The 23,636-nt window shown below is 56.4% G+C and carries 20 protein-coding genes and 1 tRNA gene; 11 read left to right on the top strand and 10 right to left on the bottom strand.

The features are described from left to right. Positions 1-29: 29 nt before the first annotated feature. The 6 genes from WC600_11335 to WC600_11310 all read right to left on the bottom strand — a co-directional run bounded on the left by WC600_11335 (position 30) and on the right by WC600_11310 (position 9,199). Positions 30-1,184: a histidine kinase gene (locus WC600_11335; GenBank protein MFA4903321.1), complete on the bottom strand. Its 1,155-nt coding sequence runs from the start codon at positions 1,182-1,184 to the stop codon at positions 30-32. Beyond that, a complete protein-coding gene (gene kdpC, locus WC600_11330; GenBank protein MFA4903320.1) occupies positions 1,174-1,782 on the bottom strand; it encodes a K(+)-transporting ATPase subunit C in 609 nt (202 codons plus the stop codon). The genes WC600_11335 and kdpC overlap by 11 nt, the downstream gene beginning before the upstream one ends. Positions 1,783-1,794: 12 nt before the next feature. Then, positions 1,795-3,825, bottom strand: coding sequence for a potassium-transporting ATPase subunit KdpB (gene kdpB / locus WC600_11325; protein ID MFA4903319.1), 2,031 nt, complete (start codon positions 3,823-3,825; stop codon positions 1,795-1,797). A gap of 11 nt (positions 3,826-3,836) precedes the next feature. Next, entirely contained in the window at positions 3,837-5,639 is a 1,803-nt protein-coding gene (gene kdpA / locus WC600_11320) for a potassium-transporting ATPase subunit KdpA (GenBank protein MFA4903318.1), read from the bottom strand. A gap of 222 nt (positions 5,640-5,861) precedes the next feature. After that, positions 5,862-7,691 carry an ATP-binding protein gene (locus WC600_11315; GenBank protein ID MFA4903317.1) on the bottom strand — a complete coding sequence of 610 codons (1,830 nt, stop codon included), beginning with the start codon at positions 7,689-7,691 and terminating at the stop codon, positions 5,862-5,864. Positions 7,692-7,858: 167 nt separating this feature from the next. Then, a complete protein-coding gene (locus WC600_11310; GenBank protein ID MFA4903316.1) occupies positions 7,859-9,199 on the bottom strand; it encodes a sigma-54 dependent transcriptional regulator in 1,341 nt (446 codons plus the stop codon). A gap of 289 nt (positions 9,200-9,488) precedes the next feature. Between WC600_11310 and WC600_11305 the strand changes: the two genes are divergently transcribed. The 6 genes from WC600_11305 (at position 9,489) to WC600_11280 (ending at position 14,823) form a co-directional block, all read left to right on the top strand. Then, entirely contained in the window at positions 9,489-9,635 is a 147-nt protein-coding gene (locus tag WC600_11305) for a hypothetical protein (protein ID MFA4903315.1), read from the top strand. A 45-nt stretch (positions 9,636-9,680) separates the two neighbouring features. Next, the gene (locus WC600_11300) at positions 9,681-9,923 is read left to right on the top strand and encodes a hypothetical protein (protein MFA4903314.1); all 243 of its coding nucleotides are present in this window, start codon (positions 9,681-9,683) and stop codon (positions 9,921-9,923) included. Between the two features lie 245 nt (positions 9,924-10,168). After that, the gene (locus tag WC600_11295) at positions 10,169-12,115 is read left to right on the top strand and encodes an adenylate/guanylate cyclase domain-containing protein (protein ID MFA4903313.1); all 1,947 of its coding nucleotides are present in this window, start codon (positions 10,169-10,171) and stop codon (positions 12,113-12,115) included. 87 nt (positions 12,116-12,202) lie between these two features. Then, entirely contained in the window at positions 12,203-12,754 is a 552-nt protein-coding gene (locus WC600_11290) for a hypothetical protein (protein ID MFA4903312.1), read from the top strand. A 291-nt stretch (positions 12,755-13,045) separates the two neighbouring features. After that, complete coding sequence (locus WC600_11285; protein MFA4903311.1) at positions 13,046-14,194, top strand: BtaA family protein; 1,149 nt, start codon at positions 13,046-13,048, stop codon at positions 14,192-14,194. Further along, on the top strand, positions 14,194-14,823 hold the full coding sequence (locus tag WC600_11280; GenBank protein MFA4903310.1) for a class I SAM-dependent methyltransferase: 630 nt from the start codon (positions 14,194-14,196) through the stop codon (positions 14,821-14,823). Before WC600_11285 ends, WC600_11280 begins: the two co-directional genes overlap by 1 nt. Before the next feature lie 172 nt (positions 14,824-14,995). Here WC600_11280 and WC600_11275 read toward each other — a convergent pair. Then, positions 14,996-15,071 (bottom strand) — tRNA-Ala (locus WC600_11275). Between the two features lie 321 nt (positions 15,072-15,392). On the opposite strand from WC600_11275, the gene WC600_11270 reads away from it, so the two are divergent. The 5 genes from WC600_11270 (at position 15,393) to WC600_11250 (ending at position 20,816) form a co-directional block, all read left to right on the top strand. Beyond that, a complete protein-coding gene (locus tag WC600_11270) occupies positions 15,393-16,586 on the top strand; it encodes a glycosyltransferase (protein MFA4903309.1) in 1,194 nt (397 codons plus the stop codon). Between the two features lie 40 nt (positions 16,587-16,626). Next, positions 16,627-17,772 (top strand): glycosyltransferase family 4 protein, encoded by a 1,146-nt coding sequence (locus WC600_11265; GenBank protein ID MFA4903308.1) that lies wholly within the window; start codon positions 16,627-16,629, stop codon positions 17,770-17,772. A gap of 77 nt (positions 17,773-17,849) precedes the next feature. Further along, complete coding sequence (locus WC600_11260) at positions 17,850-18,608, top strand: hypothetical protein (GenBank protein MFA4903307.1); 759 nt, start codon at positions 17,850-17,852, stop codon at positions 18,606-18,608. A 66-nt stretch (positions 18,609-18,674) separates the two neighbouring features. After that, on the top strand, positions 18,675-19,505 hold the full coding sequence (locus WC600_11255; GenBank protein ID MFA4903306.1) for a hypothetical protein: 831 nt from the start codon (positions 18,675-18,677) through the stop codon (positions 19,503-19,505). A gap of 876 nt (positions 19,506-20,381) precedes the next feature. After that, entirely contained in the window at positions 20,382-20,816 is a 435-nt protein-coding gene (locus WC600_11250) for a PaaI family thioesterase (GenBank protein ID MFA4903305.1), read from the top strand. Positions 20,817-20,855: 39 nt separating this feature from the next. On the opposite strand, the gene WC600_11245 is transcribed toward WC600_11250, so the two are convergent. From WC600_11245 to WC600_11235, 3 genes are all read right to left on the bottom strand, one after another. Further along, complete coding sequence (locus tag WC600_11245) at positions 20,856-21,482, bottom strand: ABC transporter substrate-binding protein (GenBank protein MFA4903304.1); 627 nt, start codon at positions 21,480-21,482, stop codon at positions 20,856-20,858. 167 nt (positions 21,483-21,649) lie between these two features. Beyond that, positions 21,650-22,870, bottom strand: a complete 1,221-nt coding sequence (locus tag WC600_11240; GenBank protein ID MFA4903303.1) for an MFS transporter — start codon at positions 22,868-22,870, stop codon at positions 21,650-21,652. A gap of 150 nt (positions 22,871-23,020) precedes the next feature. Continuing rightward, entirely contained in the window at positions 23,021-23,626 is a 606-nt protein-coding gene (locus tag WC600_11235; GenBank protein MFA4903302.1) for an ABC transporter substrate-binding protein, read from the bottom strand. Positions 23,627-23,636 lie beyond the last annotated feature (10 nt).

The following is a 23,636-nucleotide window of genomic DNA, read 5'->3' as shown; positions in this document are numbered from 1 at the left end:
TTCCCTCTCTCCCTCTCAAAAATTGCCAGTTAGCCATTGAAGGCATCATCCTCCGATTTTAACTGCGTATCCACTACCACGATAGTGATCCCGTGCCCCTTGCGGATTAGCTGCTCCACAATGGTTTTTCCTCCCAGCCAGCGCCTCCAGGCGGGCAGCGGCCCCGGCTTGCCGATCACGATGTGTCCCACCCGGTATTCCTTCGCGAAGTGCAAAATAGTCTCCGCCACATCTTCGCCCTTAAAGGGAAAAACCTGGGCACCTAATTGCTTGGCCAGGGTCAAGGTATCGGAGATCTGGCGTTGGGTGGTGGCGTCGATGGCGGTGGGTTCTTCCTGGGGCGTCTGTACATAAACTGCATACCAATTTCGGTTCAAACGGCCGGCGAGTCGGGAACCGTACCGCAGCAGCGCCGCGCTGTTGGGGCCGCGGGAACTCAGGCACACCATGACCTGGTCGGGCGCGGTATCATGTTCCTCTTCCGGTTCGGCCCGGCGTTTGAGGTCGATTTGAGCCGCGAGTTCCCGCAGGGTCAACTCCCGCAGTTGATTGAGGTTGGCACGTTTAAAAAAGTTTTCCAGGGCCGTGGAAACCCGTTCATGGGGATAAATCTTCCCCTCCCGCAGCCGCTGCTGTAAATCCTCCGGGGCCAGGTCCACGTTGACGATCTCATCAGCCTCGGCCAAAACAGCATCGGGAACCCGCTCATAAACTCTCACCCCGATCTGCGCTTCCACGGTATCATAGAGGCTTTCAAGATGCTGGACGTTGAGGGTGCTAATGACGTGAATCCCTGCCGAGAGCAGGTCCTGTACATCTTCATAGCGTTTGCCGTTTTTGCTGCCGGGGACATTGGTGTGGGCCAGTTCGTCCACCAGAGCAACTTCGGGCCGACGGGCCAGGACGGCGTCCAGGTCCATCTCCTCAAGGGTGATGCCGCGATACTGCACCTGGCGGCGGGGCACGACTTCCAGGCCTTCGATGAGTTGGGCGGTTTCTTCCCGGCCATGCGTCTCCACCAGGCCCGCGACCACATCAATACCCTCTTTTTGCAGGCGGTGGCCTTCCTTGAGCATCTGCCAGGTCTTCCCGACCCCGGCCCCATAGCCCAGATAGACCTTAAGCCTGCCGCGCTGAGCCCGGCGGATCAGGCGAAGGAAACTGAGGGCTTTATCATCCGGCATTGGACCTACTCGTCAGGGCGTCCAGGGCCAGGTTAAGCTTAAGCACATTGACCCCGGGCTCGCCCAGGAAACCCAAACCGGGGCCATCAATGCAGGTCTCAATAAGGTTAGCTACCTGGGCTGGGATTAGGCCCCTGGCGGCTGTCACCCGTTTTGCCTGGATCGCCGCATTCTTCAGGCTGATATGAGGGTCCAGCCCGCTGCCTGAGGCGGTCACGGCATCGGCCGGGATGAGGGTATGAGGGGCCAGATTATTCTCCGCACGATACGCGGCAATACGGTCCTTAACCTGGTCCACGAGTTTGCCGGACAGCGGCCCTAAGTTGCTGCCCCCGGAACTGGTGCCGTCATAGCCGGTTTCGCCTGCGGCCGAGGGCCGCGGGTGAAAGTACTGCGGGCCGGTAAAATTTTGGACAATGAGCGCGCTGCCCACAGCCTGACCCTGTCGCTCCACCAAAGAGCCGTTGGCTTGATGCGGAAAGGCTGCTTGGGAGATACCCCACACCACCAGGGGGTAAACGCCGCACAACAAGATTACCAGGGCCACGGTGACCAAGGCTGACACTTTTACTTCCCGTAACAATTCCTGAGTATTCATTATTTGTTCCCCTTACACCAGACGAAAGGCGACAATTATCAAGTCGATGAGCTTGATCCCGATGAACGGCGCCAACACCCCACCCAGGCCATAGATCAGCAGGTTGCGCCGCAGAATCGCCACCGCCCCTAATGGCCGGAATTTGATGCCTTTTAAGGCCAAGGGCACCAGGGCAATGATGATCAGGGCGTTGAAGATCACCGCGCTGAGGATGGCGCTTTCCGGCGACGCCAGTTTCATGATATTGAACGGGGCGATCTGCGGGAAGGTCACCATCAACATGGCGGGGATGATGGCAAAGTATTTGGCTACATCGTTGGCTACGCTGAAGGTGGTCAGCGCCCCACGGGTCATGAGCAGTTGTTTGCCGATTTCCACGACTTCGATGAGCTTGGTCGGGTTGGAATCCAGGTCCACCATGTTACCGGCCTCTTTAGCCGCCTGGGTGCCGGTATTCATGGCTACGCCCACGTCGGCCTGGGCCAGCGCCGGCGCGTCATTGGTCCCGTCGCCGGTCATAGCCACCAGATGCCCGGCCGCCTGCTGGCGGCGAATCAGGGCCAGCTTGTCTTCGGGCTTGGCTTCGGCCAGGAAATCATCCACCCCCGCCTCCTTGGCGATGGCCGCGGCGGTGAGCGGATTATCGCCGGTGATCATGATGGTTTTGATCCCCATGGCCCGGAAACGCTCAAAGCGGTCCGGCAAACCGCCCTTGACAATATCTTTCAGGTAAATAGTTCCAAAGACCTTTTCGGCGCTGGCGACCACTAAAGGCGTGCCGCCCAAAAAGCCGATACGTTCGATCTCGCCTTCCACTTCCTTGGGCAAGGACTTACCGACAAAATCCCGGAGGGCATCCGCAGACCCTTTCCGGTAGCGGTCTCCGTCGATATCGACGCCGCTCATGCGGGTCTTGGCCGAGAAGGGCACGAAACGGGCCTGAGGGAACTCATGCAGATCCCGCCCCCGCAAGCCATGTTCTTTGGCCAGCACCACAATGCTGCGCCCCTCGGGGGTTTCATCAGCCAGAGAGGCCAGTTGCGCCACGTTAGCCAATTCTTTCGCCTCAATTCCCAGGGCGGGGAGGAACTCCACCGCCTGGCGGTTGCCTAAGGTGATGGTGCCGGTTTTGTCCAGCAGCAACACGTCCACGTCGCCCGCGGCCTCAGCAGCCCGGCCGCTCATGGCCAGCACGTTTTTCTGCACCAGCCGGTCAATGCCGGCGATGCCGATGGCGCTTAAAAGCCCCCCGATGGTGGTAGGGATCAAGCAGACCAGCAACGAAGCCAGCACCGGCACCGAAAACACTACCCCGGCATAAGCCCCGAAGGGTTTCAAGGTCACAATGACCATGAGGAAAATGATGGTCAGGGCAGCCAGCAGGATGGTCAGAGCGATTTCGTTGGGGGTTTTCTGCCGGCTGGCCCCTTCAATGAGACCAATCATCCGGTCCATGAAACTTTCCCCCGGGTTGGCGGTGACCTGCACCACGATTTCGTCAGAGAGCACCCGGGTGCCGCCGGTCACCGCGCTGCGGTCGCCGCCGGCCTCGCGAATGACTGGCGCCGATTCCCCGGTGATGGCAGACTCATCCACGGTCGCGGCGCCCTGGATGACTTCACCGTCCGCAGGAATGGGCTCCCCGGCCTTGACGACGAAAATGTCATCTTTGCGCAAGGACTCTGCCGGAACGCTCTCGATGACCCCATTAGGGAGACGGCGATTCGCCATGGTTTGCGTGCGGGTGCGGCGCAAAGTTGCGGCTTGAGCCTTACCCCGGCCTTCGGCCATGGCCTCGGCAAAGTTGGCGAACAGCACCGTAAACCAGAGCCAGAGGGCGATCTGCACGAAGAAGCCGAAGGACCCGCCGTGAAGCGGAGTATAGAAGAGCTTGGCCGTGGTGACGAGAGCGCCCGCCATGGCCACAAACATCACCGGGTTCTGCACCATCAGGCGCGGGGCCAGTTTGCGAAAGGAATCCCCGATCGCCGGGATGAGTATGGTCTTATCAAACAAAGAACGAGATTTTATTTTGGCAGCCATAGTCAAGGTCCTTAGAAAAGCTTGCTGGAATTGATCATTAAGAAGTGCTCGACAATGGGTCCGAGACTGAGGGCGGGGAAGAAGGTCAACGCCCCAACGATGATGACCGTGCCGATAAGCAAGAAAGTAAAGGTGGGGCCGGACACCGGAAAACTGCCGGCACTTTGGGGCACGGTTTTTTTGCGCCCCAGGCTCCCGGCCAGAGCCAGCACCGGCACGATGAGCAGGAAGCGCCCGATGAGCGTGGCCAGACCAAGCGTCAAATTATACCAAGGGGCGTTGCCCGAGAGCCCCGCAAAGGCGCTGCCATTGTTGCCGATGCATGATGTAAAGGCATAGAGCATTTCGCTGAAGCCGTGGGGCCCGGCATTGTTCAGGGCCTTGACGCCCCACTCGGTCGTCGAGGCCAATGCAGCAAAGCCCAGGAGAAATACGATGGGCACCAGAATGGCCAGGGCCGCCACCTGGATGTCAAAGGACTCGATCTTCTTCCCCAGGTATTCCGGGGTGCGGCCCACCATAAGGCCGGCCAGAAAGATCGCCAGCACCACGAAAACCAACATCCCGAAGAGGCCTGCGCCCACCCCGCCGAAGACGACCTCGCCCAACTGGATATTAAACATCGGCACCAGCCCGCCCAGCGGCGTGAAGGAGTCGTGCATGGAGTTAACCGCGCCGCACGAAGCATCGGTGGTCACCGTGGCAAAGAGCGAGGAATTAAAGATGCCGAATCGTACTTCCTTGCCTTCCATATTGCCGCAGGTCTGGTCGACGCCTAAGGCCGTCAGGCGGGGGTTGCCGTGCGCCTCGGCGTACCAGCAGACCAGGACCCCCACCAGGAACAGCAGAAACATGGCAGTCCACACCGACCAACCGTGCTTCTGGTTGCTCGCCATGCGGCCCAGGTAATAGGTCAATCCCGCCGGTATCAAGAAGATGGATAATATTTGTATGAAATTCGTCAGCGGCGTCGGGTTCTCAAAGGGATGCGACGCATTGGCGTTGAAGAAGCCGCCGCCGTTGGTACCCAGCATTTTGATAGCCACCTGGGAAGCCACGGGGCCTTGGGGAATCGTCTGAGTCTCGACTTTGACGTCCTCCATAAGCGGGTTGCCCTGAGCGTCCTTTATCCCCTGGCCGCCGGCGTCCTTTTTGACGACCTGGGTGGTATAAGGTTCCACCACCTTGGCGGTTGTGTAGGTGCTAAAGTTCTGGATCATCCCCTGGGAAACCAGAAACACGGCGAAGACCAGGCAGATGGGCAGGAGCAGATAGAGGCAACTCCGGGTCAGATCGGTCCAGAAGTTGCCCAGGGTTGCAGTTTTGTCCCGCGCGATGCCCCGGACCAGGGCCGCGGCGACTGCGATACCGGCCGCGGCGGAAATGAAGTTATGGAAGGCCAGCCCCACCATCTGGGAAAGATAGGACAGGGTGCTCTCACCGGCGTAGTTCTGCCAGTTGGTGTTGGTGGTGAAACTGGCGGCGGTATTAAAGGCTAAATCCCCCGACACCCCGCTAAAGCTCTGGGGATTGAGGGGCAGCACCCCTTGCAGCCGCAGGATGAAATAAGTCAACAGCAGGGTGACCAGGCTGAAGATCAGGACGGAAATGGCATAGCCCTGCCAATCTTGCTCTTTGGTCGGATCAATTCCGGCGACACGATAAATCAGGCGCTCCACCGGCTTCAACGCCGGATCGAGCCAGGTTCGACCGTTGACATCCAGCACCCGCACCAGGTACAGGCCCATGGGTTTCGTCAGGGCCAACAGGACGATGCTGAAAAAAGCCAACTGTATCCAGCCATTCGCATTCATACAGGTTTCTCCCGGTTAAAACTTATGGGGGCGCAACAGCACTACGAAGAGATAGACAATCAAAGCTACGGCCACCAGGCCTACGATCAGGTTTTCCATGTCGTGCCCTCCTTGGCCAGGAACCCGACGTAGGCCAGGCAGATGCCAAAGAAAATGAGAGAGATAATTATCCAGACGATGTCCATTATGATCAACTCCTTGTGCTACGGTTGATTAAAAGGATTAGATTAAATCTGCCCCCCGCTCTCTCACGGCTTGCACAGAGAAAGTAAATGTAGTCCCCGTGCCCAGCTGGCTGGCGACAGTGATATTACCGTGGTGCGCCTCCACGATTTCTTTCGCAATAGTGAGTCCGAGCCCCGAGCCGATATGGTCTTGTCCCGGCACCCGGAAGAATTTTTCGAAGATGCGGGGGAGGTGTTCCGGGGCAATACCGATGCCGGTATCCTGCACGGCGAAGCAAACCATGCCGTCCTCAGAGCGAGCCGCTATGCTCACCTCACCCCCGGAGGCCGTGTATTTAAGCGCGTTATTGAGGAGATTATCGAACACCAACTGAAAACGGGTCGGGTCAATAAGCACTCGCGGCACCTCAGCCGACACATCAAGGTGCAGCTTGATTTTCTGATCTCGGAACGCCGATCTCACTTTATCTGTCACCTGCAGAAGCAGATCCTCCACATTGACCGGCTCCAGCTGAATTCCGGCGCCCTCCGATTCTATGCGGCTAATATCGAGCAGATCTTCAATAACCCGATGGAGGCGATCGCTGTCCTGGCGCGCCGTAGCCAGAATCTCCATCTGTTGGGGAGATAAAGGCCCGAGTTTTTCGTTCAGAAGTACATGGATCGCCAGGCGGATAGAAGTCAGGGGCGTCTTCAATTCGTGAGAGACCGTGGAGATCAAGCCGGTCTTGACCTCATCGAGATGGCGCAAGCGCGTCACATCCGTAAGCATCAGGGTAACCCCCACGAGTTGCCGGGGCTGATCAAAGATGGGAATGGCCTGGGGGAGATAAAAATGCTCTTCTTCCTCCATAAAAATCTGGATCGCGGCATCATAACCTCTGGGTTGGAAAGACCGCTCCTCCTGGCACACCCGTATGAACATTTGGGTGATTTTCTCGTTGCCAGCCTCGTCTACCGTTGATTCGGGCCTCAACCCGAACAGGCGCTGCGCCGCATCATTGGCCAGATCAATCTTGCCTTCACAGGTGCAAATAGCCACAGCGTCGCTCAGACTATCTAGCGCAAGTTGGGTCGAATGCTGGGTGCGCAACAGGTGGGCCCGGTCGCTGCGCCTAAGCTCCCTCAGGCTCGTGGCCATCTGATTAAAGGCTTCGCCCAACTGACCGATTTCGTCCTGGGAGTGGACATTGACCACCAGATCCAGGTTGCCTTTCTGAATTTCCCGCACTGACCGGGTGAGGCTATTGATGGGTTCTAAAATTGCTGGCCCCACCAGGACAGTGAACCCGGCGCCCATGGCCATGGCGATGAACAGCAAAAAGAGCAAAGCTCTTCTGGTCTGCGCCTCCCGAAGTTGGGCCTGGCCATCCGCGGCCACCATATTATTCAAGTTCGCATCGATGATTTTTTGAGCCGCCTCCCTGATTGCCTGGGATTGCGGTAGGAGTCGCTGGCGATAAAATTCTCGGCGTGCGGTGAGATCAGACAGTTGATAGAAGTTTTCCAAACCTTGCCGGTAGCCTTGCCAAGCAGCCGTGAGCTTATCGGTGAGTTCCTGCTCGCCGGGAAGGGTGACGTTGCCTTGTTGAATCCGAAGATTTTTTTCGAACTCACCCAAAAGCGCCTCGCTGCGCTTACAGACGTCAGGCCGGTCTTCTAACAAGCACAGTTCAGCCTGGCGATCAAGTTTCTCCTGGGCCGCCTTCATATGATCACAAGCCGCCACCGAGTCATAATTTTCTCGCAGGATGCGGGCTATGGCCTGGCTGGATTCATTGAGGGTATGGATGCTCACTACGCCCACCGCGGCGACAATCAGCAAAAGGCCGGCGAAGGCAATCACCAGTTTGGTCCTGATGCCCATAGAATTGCTCCCGGGCCGATAGAATGCAACCCTTATGCCGTTGGCCGGCAATTTATAACTGGCTAGGATGCTTAATTAATTAATAAGTCGGCGTGGTGGCAACCGCAAGGTGAGGTTTCAAGTTGCAGGTTAGGCAGACGTTTAGATTGCAAAATGCAAGGGGAAGGTCAGACGCCGTATTTTTTGCGCCGGCGCCAAAGCGTAACCGGGTCCATGCCCAGGATCCTGGCCGCCTCCTCCAAAGATTTACTCGCCGCCAACACCTGTCGAATGTGTCTTTCCTCGATGGTTTCAAGGGAAACCAAATCACCTACTTTGGGCTCAGGCGGCGTTGGAATGAGGCCAAGCGGCATACACTCCACGCCAATAGTCTCACCCGTATCGAGCAGGACCGCCCGCTCGATGACATTGCGCAATTCCCGGACATTGCCGGGCCAGGGGTAGTGCTGAAGGGCCGCTTGAGCCGCCTCGTTGAAACCCAGGATGCGGCGATGGTTCTGTCGGGCCAAAAAAACCAGCAGGCGCTCCGCCAGGGGCAGGATATCCTCCCGGCGCTCGCGCAACGGCGGCACCACAATATCCACCACATTTAAGCGATAAAACAGGTCTTCCCGAAACCGGCCGGCCTTGACCGCCGCGGCCAGATCAACGCTGGTGGCCGTGATGATCCGTACGTCGGCCTTGCGGGTTACCACCTCGCCGACCCGTTCGTATTCCTTTTCCTGGAGCACCCGTAACAGCTTGGCCTGCAATGGCAGCGGCAAGTCTCCGATTTCATCGAGGAACAGGGTGCCGCCCTCGCAGGCGGCAACCCGCCCCGGATGATCCCGCAGCGCGCCGGTAAAGGCCCCTTTGACATGGCCGAACAGTTCGCTTTCCAACAGCTCCGCCGACAAAGAAGGGCAAGAAATCACACTAAAAATTTTGGAGGCGCGCCGCCCCCAGGCATGGATCGCCCGGGCCAAAAGGGTCTTGCCCGTGCCGCTCTCACCCCGAATCAAAAGGGTGGCGTCGCTGTCCGCCACCTTCTGGGCCAGCGCCAGGGTTTTTTGCATAGCCACGCTTCGGCTGCTCAGGTCCGCCTCAGGCAGCGCCTCGTTGAGGGCTTCCTGCAGCGCCGTTACCCGCTGTTCCAGCGCCCGCACCCCGGCGATCTTGCGGATTAACAGCATCAGTTGATCAGGGGAAAACGGCTTGGGCAGGTAGTCAAAGGCGCCCCGGCGCATGGCTTCCACTGCCGTGTCGATGGCAGCGTAGGCCGTGATTACCACGATCTTCAGCCAGGGACAATTGGTCAGCAGAATAGGGATCAAGTCCAGTCCCGACTCCGTTCCCAGGCGCAAATCCACCAGGGCCATATCAAAAAACCGACGGGAGGCTTCGGCCACAGCGTCCTTAAAATTGCTGACGGCCATCACGCGGTTGCCCTCGGCCTCCAAAGCAATGGATAGGGTTTTGCGAATGTTAGGTTCATCATCGATGATCAGGATGGATAAACAAGGCGCCATAACGAGTTCCCCTGGTCCGATTAGACAGGTTTGGTATCAGAATAACTATACATTTTCCCATAAAAAAAATGAAATACGCCGAGTGGGAGACTGAACCACTGAGCCTGACTCGAAAACATGTTAAGATGTCCATAGATCGCCAAAAGAATAAAAGCGAATCAAGTACAAAAATGAATTCTTGCCATGGATCTATGGCATGATAAATTTGGCATATTAAAATTTTCAGCCCCATTCCCGGGCAGGCACTCGACCGCATAACAACCCTTCACTATCCGGATGGAGATTCGTTATGAGTCGGCAAGATACTGACGCAAAGAGCCAGGGATCAATGGACAAGAACCGAGGTGAGGAGTTCTCCGCCTCCGAGGATGCCCGGCGATTTTTCTTGGCGGTGAACGCGAAGGAGCGGGGACATGAGAAGGATCATAGCCGTTGAGCCCGGAGAATGGGTCATCCTGCCCTGCATGCTTGAGGATGACGAGTGCTACCGCCGGGTGACGTCTACCCGGACGGCCGGGTGGAGGTCAGCGACGATGACCGGTATAACAAGGCCGAAATTTACGGTTCCGACTACCGCCGGTTTGCCGAAATCTACATGGTTCACTGCGACTACATGCTATTCTTGCGCACGCCCATTACCTTGTCTCCCCAAGGAACCGTTGCGCCTCCGGGTCTCAAACGTCTTATGGCTTTAGCCTGGAAACCTCTCCTGGTGGAAGTCTGACCCTATCACAAGCTGGCCACTCATAAATCATGCAGCGCCGCCAGCGCCAGGAATTCGATGTCTTGTTCTTGTGCAGTCTGAAGCTTCGACCTTGGTTGCGGACCTCCAATCCATACATCCAGATAGCCATTATAACGTTACTGCCTGGGAAGATTAGCGGCTATAATTGCGTAAGAAGGTGCTGCTTGCTCACGAGGTTTTACAGGGCCAATGCTCATTAAGTCACTTGATTTTTGGAGATCATCATGACTGTCCGTACCTACCTGATCTTGTCCTATATTGTGCTTATTCTTTTGTTGACCTTGGGTATGTGGTTCGTTGCCCAACGCTTTATGACTGAATTAAGCGTGCAAACGTTACATATCGCCGATGCTTCAGTGCAACAGGTAACCGTGGCAAATGATCAGCTCTCGGAGAAAATCCTGACTAACCTGGGAGAATACGTGGTCAGAGATAAAGCCCAAGATGTGGTGCGGGAACTGGCTTATCTCCTGGGCAACCAAAAGCAGTATGACTATGCCCAATTACGCCGGAACGACAAACTGAGAAGGATTGCGGTACAAAAGATCTTTACTCCCGAAGGCGCCGCGGGCTATACCGATCTCTATGATAATCGAGGGGAAATTATTTTTCATCCCGATCGCCGGGCGGAAGGCCAAAACCAGTTGACCTGGCGGGGAGGCTATCCCGAGGCGATGGATCTGCTCAAACATTCCCTCAAGGAAGATGTATCCGGGTACTTTACCTCCTTTGACGAGCATAATAAGGATAGAAAGAGATTTTCAGTCAGACTGCACGTCCCGAATACCCCCTTTATCGTGGCCTCTATAGTCAATATTGATCAATTCTTCGAGCCCACCCAGCAGAAAGTGGTCCAGGCCAATCAACAAATTTTGGCCCAGGCTAAACATAATATTCAAGAACAACTCGGTAAGTTAGATAAGCAGGTTAAACGAGAAGGATTGATCGCCGGGTTGACCCTCTCTCTTATGGCCATACTCTTTGGTCTGTGGTTCGCCTCCACTGTTTCCTGGCCCATTTCACGTTTGCGGGATGCGGTGCGTCAGGTGGGAGATGGCAACTTCGCGGTGGCGGTTGCGGCCCGGGGGGTTAAAGAAGTGGTCCAGTTGTCCGAATCCTTTAATCTGCTGGGCCGACAACTCACAGACTATATCGAAAAGCGTGACTTCATCCGGGATACGTTCGGCCGCTACGTCACCCAGGAGGTGGTCAAGCGGCTCCTGGAATCCAAGGGAGCTCTAGAAATGGGGGGCGAACGCCGGGAAGTCTCCATCCTCATGTCCGACTTGCGGGCCTTCACCGCCATCACCGCAGGGATGGAACCGGAGAAGGTGATCACTTTTCTCAATCGCTATCTGGGCAAGATGATCGAAATCCTGGTGGATTATCGAGCCGTGATCGACGAGATTGTCGGCGATGGCATACTGGCCTTTTTCGGGGCGCCCGAGATCCAGGAAGACCATCCGGCCCGGGCGGTGGCCTGCGCCCTCAAAATGCAGACGGCCATGGAGGAGATCAACGCCCTTAACCAAGTTGATGGCCTGCCCCACCTGGAGATGGGCATCGCGGTGAACACCGGCGAGGTGGTGGTGGGCAATATCGGCTCCGAACAACGGACTAAATACAGCGTGGTGGGGTCCCATGTCAACTTCACCAGCCGCATCGAGTCCTACGCCCTGGGCGGTGAAGTGCTGATCAGCCAGGAGTCGTTCCAGCGGGTGCAAGACCTCGTCGAGATCCGGGATAAGGTCCAGGTTCAGATGAAGGGTATTCCGGGAACCTCAACCATTTATGACGTCAGGAGCATCCACGGTCCCTATGACATTGCTCTGAAGGAGAAGTCCCAGACCCTGATCCCCCTGCCCGAAAAGATTCCGGTACACGTCTACCGCATGAGCGAAAAGATCGTCACCGGCGCCACCGGCAAGGCTTGGATTACTCAACTTTCAGAAATTTCAGCGATTTTAGATTATGAAGGGGAGTTGGAGGCCTGGGAGGATGTTCGACTCAATCTCCTGGGAGAGAAGACGGCCGAGCTCCCGGGGAAGATCTATGGCAAAGTCACCGCGGTCAAGCCCGCTGCCGAGGGGCATCATGAAGCCGCCATCCGCTTTACCTCGGTGTCTCCGGAATTGGCCCAGTTCATCCAGAAGGCCACGACCCCGGCTTGAGCAGGAGCTAAACTACCCAAAACTTCAGCGGTACTTTAAGGACACCGGTAACCACCAAATATTATTTTTGAAATAAGGATATATGACATGAGAGAAAAAGTAGTCTATTTCTATGGATATTTATTAATTGCAATCTTGGTTTTCATAAGCATTGGTTGTAGCGAGAATCTTACGAATGATAAAGTAAAAAAATTAATTTTAACAGCGACACAATATCCTGTAAAAAAAATCGGTAGCGTTGAAATAAGCCAAAGCCCTGACCAAGGCATATTGATTACCAAAGATAACATGTCGAATTATATTAAGATGTTGGCCAATAAATTAATATTAATGAATATTCATGGAATAGGAAGCAATGGAAGCGAATATTATGTGGTTAACTTAACCGAAGAAGGAAGAAAATATGTATTACAAGAAAGAACTGAGAATAATAAAATTATAATAGATGTATTGCTGGGTGATTTAATTTTTGATAAAATAATTAATATAAGGAAAGATGATAATGGAACAGGTTATAGTGTTAAATATTCAGAAGAAATAGGTAGGATTACCCCATTTGGTGTATGTTTAATTGATAAAACAAAAAATGAAAAAAATATTAGATTGATATTACATTACGGCAAATGGAAGATTGAATAAATTTAACCACCTTAATCCAGCACTATCCGAACTACACAAATAAATTTCAACGCTCATCAAAACCTCGATGATTCCATAAAATATTTTGCAAAAAATGTCTTGGCAAGCTAGTCGCTAACAAGATCCTCCTTCCTCACGTCTATTCCTGAAATATGCATCTCCGTTACCTGGTTTAACCAAAGGAAGCAGGCTGCCCGAAGCAGAATGTTATCTGATTTGTTACTAAAAACTAACACCCCCTGAACAATCATTCGGCATAATTGATTAATCTCTTTTCAGCCGGAGCTGATAATGGTTAGCGGACTGCAAGAAAGGCTGTTTGCATTTATCCATGAAAACCGTCTGATTTACAACACCTGCTGGGAAGATCCTCGCCTCGACCGGGAATTGCTGGGCCTCACCCCGGAAAGCACCATCGTTGCCATCACCAGCGCCGGTTGCAATGTGCTGGATTACCTCTTGGATGGGCCCGCCGCCATCCATGCCGTTGATGTCAATTACCGGCAAAACGCTGTTCTCTGCCTTAAGATGGCTCTGTTGGACGCCGGCGACCACCAGGCCCTGTTCTCCCTGTTCGGCGAGGGGGGAGGCCTGGGGTATCGGGACATCTATGCCACCCTCCGGCCTTCCTTGCCGGTTTGGGCCCAAGAATTCTGGGATGAAAAATTCGGTTATTATTTCAACCCGAAGGGACTGCGTCGATCCTTCTACTTGCGGGGCGCTGCTGGTGATTTTGCTTGGGCTTTCAATAAGTTAATGTTAAAAGGCAAAAAAAAGGGCTTGGCTCTGGCTCTGCTTGAGGCTGGATCTTTGGCAGAGCAGCAGCGTTGCTATGACCGACTGGAGCCACATCTGTTCAGTCGGGGGATAACCTGGTTGCTCCGCCAGCCTGGGACCATGGCCTTTATTGGTGTCCCCAGCCCCCAACTCCGGCTCATCGAACACCGGTATCCGGGCGGGCTCGGGTGCTATGTGCAGGACAAACTGCGAAGGGTTTTCACCGGGGTGCCTATCCGGGACAATTACTTCTGGAGAGTTTACCTCACTGGCTCCTATGCTGCCGACTGTTGCCCTCGCTATCTGGAGCCCAAGAACTTCTCCACACTCAGGCAAAGTCTCGACTGCATAAAGGTGCACACAGCTACGGTCACCGAATTTTTGCAGGCACACCCAGGAGTATACAGCCATTTCGTCCTCCTGGATCACCAGGATTGGCTGGCCTGGAATGATACTCAAGCCCTCCTGGAAGAATGGCGCCAGATCTTCCGGAACAGCCGGCCGGGCACCAGGATTTTGCTACGCTCTGCCGGGCCGGACTTGAGCTTTCTCCCTGAAATAGTAACGGCAAGACTGCAATTTTTTCCGGAGCTGACCCAACCCTTACATCAAATGGACCGGGTAGGCACTTACGGGAGCCTGCATCTGGCGGAAGTGTGCTGATGACCACAGACAGTACGGCCCAGGCCCAGTCGGCAATTGCCCAGTATTACCGGATCCATGCCAGGATTTATGACTTCACTCGCTGGACCTTTCTGCGGGGCAGGGAGAACCTGATACGCCTGGCGGCGGCGCAGTGCCATCCCAAAGCTATCCTTGAGGTGGGCTGCGGCACGGGCAAGAACCTTCTGCATCTGGGACGTCTCTTTCCCGAAGCTCAACTTTGGGGACTGGATCTATCACCCCACATGCTGGGGCAAGCGCACCAGAAACTGCGGAATCTGGGCCAACGGCTCACACTCGTGGCGGCCGCCTATGACCAGCCAGTGGCTCCGGGACGCTTCGATTTGGTGGTTTTTTCCTACGCCCTATCCATGTTTAATCCCGGGTGGGAGGCGGCCTTGCTGACTGCCAGCCAGGATCTCTCCCCGGAAGGCGCCATTGCCATCGTTGATTTTCATGATTCGCCCTCCAAGCGCTTCAAGCGCTGGATGGGGTTTAACCACGTCCGTCTCGACTCACATCTGTTGCCCTGCCTGCGTGACCTGTTCCCCTCCGGCGAATGGTCGGTGCCTTCGGCCTTCGGCGGCCTCTGGTCATATTTTCTCTTTGTTGGCAGAAGCCGGCATTGAAGCAGGAAAAGAGCCTGCCCAAGTCCAGAAAGTAACGGCAACTTCGCCAATGTAGTAGAAAAATCACTACAATGAAGTTGAGCGTAACCCAGCCGCGGTGAAAAATGCCCCAAAAAGCAAAAAGGCCAGCAACTTCCAGGTTGCCAACCTCTTGTAATTCCCGCCAAAAATTTGGTGGAGCTGAGGGGACTTGAACCCCTGACCCCTTGAATGCCATTCAAGTGCTCTTCCAGCTGAGCTACAGCCCCACGTGTAATTCACCTGAATAGGTAACAAAACCTGGACTGACTGTCAAGCCCTGGAGAGGCAAAATTCTCCAACTCCTGGCGAGAATTTTCAAACCCTTCCGTTTATCCTATGATCAAGGGATCTCGATCTCCAGTCGCATGAACTGCATGGCTCTCTTTTCCCTTAATCCCCACCCCATCAACCCGGGAAAGCAGCTATACCCAGCAAGGTTTTTTGGTATAATAATATAATCTGGTGTATCCGCCGGACATGGCCCACATTTGCTCGACGGGAGATGGCCTGCTCGTAGCGCTGAAAAGGCAAAGGAGTTCGGTATCGCGGTGCAATTGAACCCATCTGGAGCCCAGGCAGGCTTGCTGCCGCCAGCCGCAACATCCTCTGATAAGCGCGTCCGGGTCCTCCATCTTTTGGCGACCATGCCGGTAGGCGGAGCGGAGGACTTGGTGGCTGCCATTGTCCGAGGCCTTGACCCGGGGCGCTTCTCTGCCGCGGTTGCCACCCTCGGCCCCGCCGGCCCCGTGGGTCATGAACTCCTCGCCCAGGGCTATGACGTGATCAGCTTGGGGCTGGATATCAAGCGCACCTCCGTCTGGCGAGTGGCGGGTGCGGTGCGGCGGCTGCTGAAAGCCCAGCGCCCGGACATTCTGCATACCCACCTCTACCACCCCAACCTCTATGGCCGCCTGGGCGCCCTGGGGATGGGCTTGTCCGGGGTGGTGGCCTCGGTCCACAATTCCTATACCCGGGTAAAATTTCATCGCCGGGCATGGAACTTTCTCCTGGCGCGGGCCACGGATCGGGTTTTGGTGGGGAGCCCCCAGGTCTGGCAAGACGTGCGGCGGTACGATGGCGTGCCCGCCTCGCGCCTGCTGCTCCTGCCTTACGGCATTCCCCTGGCCGAGTTGGACACGCCTTTAAGCCGGGATGCGGCCCGGGAGCGCCTGGGAGTGAGTGGTCTGGTCATCGGGGCTGTGGGCCGGTTGGAGGACCAGAAAGGTCATGCCCATCTGTTGGCGGCGCTCCCGGAGGTGCGTCGGGAGATTCCCGATATGCTCGTGCTTTTGGTGGGGGAAGGCCGGCGGCAGGAAGATTTAAAGCGCCAGGTCCAAGACTTGGGCCTTCAGGACATGGTCAGGTTTTTGGGCACTCGCCGGGATCTGCCGGAAATTTATCGCGCTTTGGACCTTTTCGTGCAGCCTTCCTTGTGGGAAGGCCTACCTCTGGCCCTATTGAAAGCCATGGGCGCAGGGTTGCCGGTGGTGGCCACCAGGGTGAGCGGCTCCCTGGAGGCCATCGTGGATGGGGTTAATGGCCGGCTGGTGGCAGCCGGTGACCCCCAGGCGCTGACCAGGGCCATCCTGGACCTCGCCCTGCATCCGAACGAGCGGCAGCGCCTGGCAGACGCAGCCCGGCGCACTGTGGCAAAGCGCTATTCCCTGGAGGCCATGGTGCGCCAACTGGAAGAACTCTATCTAGACCTCCATCGGCGGCACGCAGGGTCTCGGGGGGCTTGATAGTGCTGGAAAGTCTAACGCTAACAAGATAAGATGCCTCATGGCCGATAAGTCAACGCCCAAGTCGTTATCTATCCTCCATACCGAAGCCTCCCTGGGCTGGGGCGGGCAGGAGCGCCGCATCCTGGTGGAAGCCTTGGCCATGCGCCAGCGCGGCCATCGGCTGGCCGTTGCCTGCGATCCCCGGGGGGAGCTCTACCGTCGGGCTTGCCTTCACCGGTTTTCGGTAACGCCTCTGACTTTCGGGGGAACGCACAATCTGGGCGCCTGGATAAATCTACGCCGACTTTTGCATGCAGAGACGCCCGATATCTTGAACACCCACAGCTCCCTGGATTCCTGGGTCGGCTCCCTGGCTTGGCGCAGCCTGCGTAACCGGCCCCTGCTGGTGCGGACCCGACATCTATCCACCCGGGTCAAAATCAACTGGCCCACCCGCTGGCTCTACCAGACCCCGGCCGCCATCATCACCACCGGGCAGGTTACCAGGGAGTTGCTCATGAAGCGCCTGGGAGTGCCGGGTCAGCGGATTTTTTCCATCCCCACAGGGGTGGATCTGGCGGAGTTTGTCCCCCAGGAAAAAAGCCGGGAGTTGCTGGCCCAGATCAAGATTCCCACCGATGCTTTTGTCTTTGGCAGCGTCGCAGTGCTGCGCTCCTGGAAGGGGCACCTCTATCTTTTGGAGGCCTTCCGGAATCTCATTGCCGACGGCGTTCGGGCCTTTCTTCTCCTGGTGGGGGAGGGGCCTTACCGGGTGGTGATTGAAGAGAAAATCGCCCAATTAGGCCTCCAGCCCTGGGTGCGCCTGGCAGGTTTCCGAGATCAAGTGACGCCCTGGTTTGCCCTGATGGACGTGGTGGTCCTGGCGTCCTATGCCAACGAAGGGGTGCCCCAGTCTCTCCTGCAGGCTATGGCTATGGCCCGGCCGGTGGTGGGAACCACGGTGGGCGGTATTCCGGAGGTGGTCATTGACGCCGAAACCGGCTTGCTCGTGCCCCCCCGGAATCCCCAGGCGCTGGCTCAAGCCTTGGGCCGTTTGCAGGCCAACCCTAACTATCGCCAGGAGTTGGGGCGTCGGGGCAGGGAACTGGTGGTGGAGCGTTTTTCTTTGGAGCAGATGGCCACAGAAATTGAGGCGGTTTACGGCGTCTTACAGAATCGCCGGGAAGGGGAGGGCGGGGGGTGAACCCCGTTCAGCCCGGACCTGCGTGACTTTCGCCATATTCTCATACCCATGAAACCTGGAGCCCTGTTCTCGCCACCATGAATTTTTCCCTGGAATACCATTGGCTCATTCTCGCCATCGGCGCACTACTGGCGCTCTGGGGGGCGTCTCTGCTCACCGTGCGCCTCTGGACCCGGCATCAGGTGATCCATGCCTTGCTGCGGCAAGAGGGGGCCCCCGATGAAGTCAGAATCAACCTGCCGGACCCCCGGCCCGCAGATCTGACCGCCCTGGAACTCATCCGCAGCTACCGCCGCCGTTACCTGCTCAAATGGTGGCCGGGGACCGCCATCTCCTTCAAGGCCATTAACGATATGTCCATGGATTTGATCAGGGAGATCGCCCGCGTCTATTATCCCAACGAAGACCGGCCCGAACTCAAGGCCTCCCTGGCAGATTTGGTGGCCCTGCACAACCGGGTGGGCAGCCGGCTGGCCGCCTGGCTGGAGACCGTGCCTATGCGTCCTTTCAAGGATGTGGAACTGGCGACGGTGGTGCGTTATCATGAGATGTATCAGAACGTCAAGAGCCATTGGGGCTTCACCTTCATTCAGCGATACCACCTGGACAAAGTGGCGCGTTGGGGCTGGACCGCGTTTAATTACGCCAATCCCTGGCACTGGGGCCGCAAGGCCGCCTACCACGGAGGCAAAGAGGTGGTGGCACGCCTTCTTATGGCCAGGGTTGCCGACCTGGTGGGAGAAGAGGCGGTACGGATTTACGGACGGCGGCGGGGAAAGCCGGGCGGGGCACCCGTCATGGCGGATTCTCCCACGGTTTTCCCGATGAATCAGTAGTGATGGCGACGACAGAGGCGACTCCAAGTTATCAGCAAGTCATTTTCAACGGTACGCAGGTGAGCCATGGGTCTTTGCAGTAACTGGTTGGTGAGAAGTCTGGCCGCACTTTGGTACCGCTTGGATAAACGGCACCGGCGGATCACCCTGGCTAACCTGAAATTTGCTTACGGAGACACGCTTAACCCCGAGGACCGAGAGCGTCTGGCCCGGGAGGTTTTCTGCCATTTCGTGCGCTTTGCCTGGGAGATGGTGGAACTTCTCCTGGCCCCGCTGTCCGTGATCAAACGGAAAGTGGTCATCGTAGGTGATGAGCATATGGAGGCGGCGCTGGCACAGGGGCGAGGCGCCATCGCCATCGCGGCTCACGCCGGCAACTGGGAGTATACTGTCATGGGCTACGGCCTCCTCTGCCGGCCAGGAGTGGCGGTGGGCCGGGAGTTGGACCAACCGTGGGCGGCCCGAATGGCCCGGTATATCAGACAGCGGGGCGGTAACGCCATGGTGGCCAAGCAGAAGGGCATGAAGGGAATCATGGGATATCTGCGGCAGAACTGGCCGGTGGGGATTGTCATCGACCAGAACACCACCACCGCGGGAGGGGTCCTGGTGAACTTCTTTGGCAAACCGGCCCGCACCACCCCTGTGGCGGCGCTCCTAGCCCGCCGGGGGACCCCGGTTCTGCCCACCTTATCCCGGCGCCTGCCGGACGGTCGTCACCTCATGGCGATTTTCCCACCACTGCCCCTTAAAAAAACCTCCGACGCTCAGGCTGACATCCAGCGCCATTTAGAACTGCAAAACCGGGTCATCGAAGCCTGGGTGCGAGCCGAACCGGCTCAATGGCTCTGGCTCCACCGCCGCTGGAAGAACCAGTTTCCGGAGATTTATGAGTAAGCGGGCAGCTATCAGCGGTCAGCAAAGCTGGGGATAACGATTATCAGATGAGCCTCTTGCAAATACCTCCCTGCCTGTCATCCTAAGGGAACGAAGGGGCCGGAGAATCTCATAATAGACCAAACGGCTTTTTGCAAGAACCTCTTTTGGCAAATGATGTGGTTACAACCTGATCATGTCCGCTTGAAAAGCAGGTCACCTTTCTCATCATTGCTGGATGCCGTCGCAGTTCTGAGTTTATGCTGTCGACATGACTTGCCGGGATAAAAGCGGTTCACTGCTGGCCAACCTTAGGAAAATTGACAGACTCCAGCTGTTCCGCCTGTGCCGTGTCCCGGCACGAGGATGCCAGCTCATCATTAATTTATTGATATTAAAGACTAAATATTACGAAAGCCCGATTATTACCCTGGGACAAGCGCGGGACAAGCGCGTGACAACCCTGGCACCGCCTCGACCGGAACGCGCTTGCACGCGGGTTTAGACCGGGTATATGGCGAAGGCACCTCGGCAATATCCCGGCACATGTGCCGGGTTTGCCCTTCAAATCGGCCCGAGCCCGGCCATTTTCAGCGATTTTTTGGGCAGTTTAGGGTGATTTTAAGCCATGAAAAACACCGTTTTTCTCTGTCATCATGAACGAAGCGAAGACACTTAATAGTAATTGCCAAAAGAGCTTCTTGCAAAATTGCCGGAAATTCGCCGGTAGCACAGGCTTTCCAGCCTGTGCTTTATTATATATACGGTTTCGACCGCAAAGAGACTTTTGCAAGAGGCTCAGATAGTAGTGGACTTTATCGTCAAAAGTAGCCGTAGGGGCGGGTTTGAAACCCGCCCCTATAGGGACTTCCGGAAAACGAATACGTGGGGGAAGAAATGAGCAAGGTTAATGAAGCTTTTCTGACTGCCTTCAAGGAGCGGATTGCCGCGCAAGAGATCAGCAAATTCTGGCAATTGGAACTAGAAGACGTAGGCCCGGGCCGGGCCCGGGTGTCCATGGTCTGCCGTCCCGAGATGGCCAATATCATGGGGATGGTGCATGGGTCGGCAATCTTTGCTTTAATCGATGAAGCCTTTCAGGCCGCGGTGAACGGGCACGGCACCGTGGCAGTGGCCCTCAACATGAACCTGACCTTCCATGCCGCGGCCAAGATGGGTGAGCGTCTGGTGGCTTCAACCCGGGAACTCCGCGCTGGCCGCCGCACCGCAACTTATTTCATCGAAGTGACGGACCCCAAAGGCGGCCTCATCGCCTCCTGCCAGGCCCTGGCCTACCGCAAGGATACGCCGTGGGAGTTCGGCGAATCGTAACAGTGGAGCAACGTCCCCCTGAAAGGGCCTGAAGCATCATTAGGGTATGCATATTTCCTGCATTTTGGCCTTCAGGACCTTGAGGAGGTTTTTGAACGAGGACTCCTGGATAATCCGGGCGAATTGAGTTTTATAATGATCCAGCGAGCTGACCCCCTCGATCACCAAGTCGTAAATCATCCAGCCCTGGGGTTTCTTGGACATCCGGAAACTGACGGAGATCTTGTCGTTGGGGGGCAAGATGACGATGGGCACCTCGGCGTCATCAGCCTTGAGGATTTGCGGCTGGTAAGCCACCTTGCCCTTGGTGAACATGAAGAGGGAACGGGCATGAGAGGCCTTTAAGAGACCGCTGAAATCCTTCACGAACTCGTCTTGCTGGCCATGATTCAGGGAATCCCAGGTTTCCCCCAGAGAGCGTTTGGCCATTTCCCGGTAATCAAAATAACGGGCCGAGGCTTTCTCCACCAGTTCGACTTTCTGGAAACGGTGGGAACTGCCCTGGAGGGCCGGATTACTTAGGATGCTCGATACTTCGTTAAAGAGGCTTATTACGCTATCCGTGGGACCAGCAGCCAGGGCCTGAGACCCTGCCATTATGAACAGAACGGCCAAGGCTACGAAGAAGACTCGCACCCCAGCGCACCCACGCACCTTGTTTTCCATCACGCTTTTCCCTCTCTTTATCGGCGAAACAAACGGACCAGCTGTTTTCCAAATTTTCAAGTTTTTCAAGGGCCTGAAATAGTCCATCTGGCCGAAGAGTTAATTAATTATATCTTCCTCGAGGAGAATTGGCTCCGGTGAACAAACCAGCCTTACCCTCCGGAAGGTTAACTTGCCTTGGGCGCTGGGGTGCCCGGAGGAGAGAAATTCTTCATAAGAAGACAGGAGCCGCCGGTAATCAGGAGCGTGATGAACGCGGTAATGAGGAAACCGTCTTCAAAACCGATGCGGCCGATGATTGGCCCTAAGCCCGCAGAACTGACCATCATGCCCAAATAGATGGCGGAGTTATAGCCGCCCATGGCCAACCCCCGGAATTCCGGCAGGACGGTTTCCACACTGAAGGCGGCCACTGACGTGAAGGCCAGGCCCATGCTCAGCCCCATGGCCACGGCGCAGAGGTTGAAATGCATCGGTCGCCGGGAGATGCCGTAACCGGCCAACGAGGCAACCACACCCAGGAGTCCCAAAATCACCAAGAGGCTGCGGTTCTGGACCCGGTCGCTCAAGTGGCCGAAGGGCAGGCGGGAAAGGGCGTTCATAACCCCTTGGACAGCAAAGATCAAGCCAATCTGTCCGTAACTCAAACCTCGCTCGTGGGCATGGAGAGGCAGGAAGGTGAGGACTATGCCCAACCCGAAGCAACCCCCGCCGGTGGCTACCCAGGAGCCCAACAAGGGTAGATTTTTTAAGGCTTCCCGGATGACGGCGCGTCCAATGGGGGAATGCTGGTGGCCCCCCGGCATGACGTGACGGGCCCGGGGCAGAAAAAAGAACGTAACCCAGAAGGTTACGAAGATGCTGAGGCCCGACAGGATAAACACCATAGGGAAGCCCCAGGCCTCCGCCACGAAGCCGCCGGCTGCCGGCCCCAGGCTCATGCCGACATAGAGCGCGGTAGTATACCAGCCGTAAGCCCGGCCCAAATGGGTGGGCGGTGAAATCCCGGCCACATAAGACATGGTGGTTGGGCCGAACGCCGCCAAACCTGCCCCGGAGAACAGATAAATCCAAATAAGCTGGTGTGGCGTATGGCTGACCGCCAGCAGAAAGGAAGACGCGGCCAAAATCAGGAGGCCTATGCCGGCCAGGCGTTTCATGCCCAGTCGGGTGGCGATCAGGCCCAGGGGCAGGGACAGTGCCCCTGCGGCCAAGAGGAAGGCCGCGTTGATCACCCCTACCAACACGGTGTCGGCGCCCAGGGACTGGGCAAACAGCGGCACCACCGGGAAGCGCATATAGGTGCCGAAGTAGCAGCCCAGGACTATGCCGCAGCAAATGCAGAGAAGGGTGTAGTAACTGTAGGGGCGAGCCGGTTCAGACGTCATGGGAGGCCGGGGTTAGGGGTGGATGTGATGCGGCGCCCCGATTGCCGGGGTAGCGCTCTGTAATGTAGGTGAGGCCAAGGCTTGGTGGCAACGGAAACGGGCCGGTTCAAAACCGGAGCCCGTTTCCGCTTTGCCGGACAAATCCGGTCATCATCCGGTTTGCTGTAATTCCGATACTTTGGTCTTGAGGCGCCGCACCAGTTCAGCATAAGAAGATTGATGAATAATGCGGCTGAACTGCGACCGGTAGTTGCTTACCAGGCTGACGCCCTCGATCACCACATCGTAAACCTTCCAGGTGCCGCCTTCCTGGATGAGACGGTAGTTCAAGGGGAACCGGTCATTGGGCCTTCGCACTACGGTGCGCACTTCAACGCGATTACCATCCGGGATTTCGTCGGCGTAATCAATTTTCACCCTTTGGGCATACTTATCGATCTTGTCGGCATAAGAGGCCTCAAGAAGCTCGGAAAACAAACTCACAAATTCAGCCTGTTGACCGCCATTGAGACTCCCCCAGGTTGCTCCCAGGGAGAGCTTGGCCATCTCCCGGTAATTGAAGTGAGGGTCCACGATATTCTTGACCATCTGGTGCTTTTGTGACTTGCTATAGGATGGATTTTTCAGAACATCAAGGGCTCGCTCAATAACACTTCGGACAACTTCCGTAGGCTGACCCGCCCAGGCCCCGGAAGCCCCTAGCACCAACTGCAAAGCTAAACCGAAAATCGCGCTTCTTATCAATAAACGACTCATACGCGCTCCT

This window comes from Desulfobaccales bacterium (assembly GCA_041648175.1).
Lineage (GTDB): Bacteria > Desulfobacterota > Desulfobaccia > Desulfobaccales > 0-14-0-80-60-11 > 0-14-0-80-60-11.
Note: the sequence above shows the minus strand (reverse complement) of the source record. Positions and strands in the feature narration are given on the sequence as shown.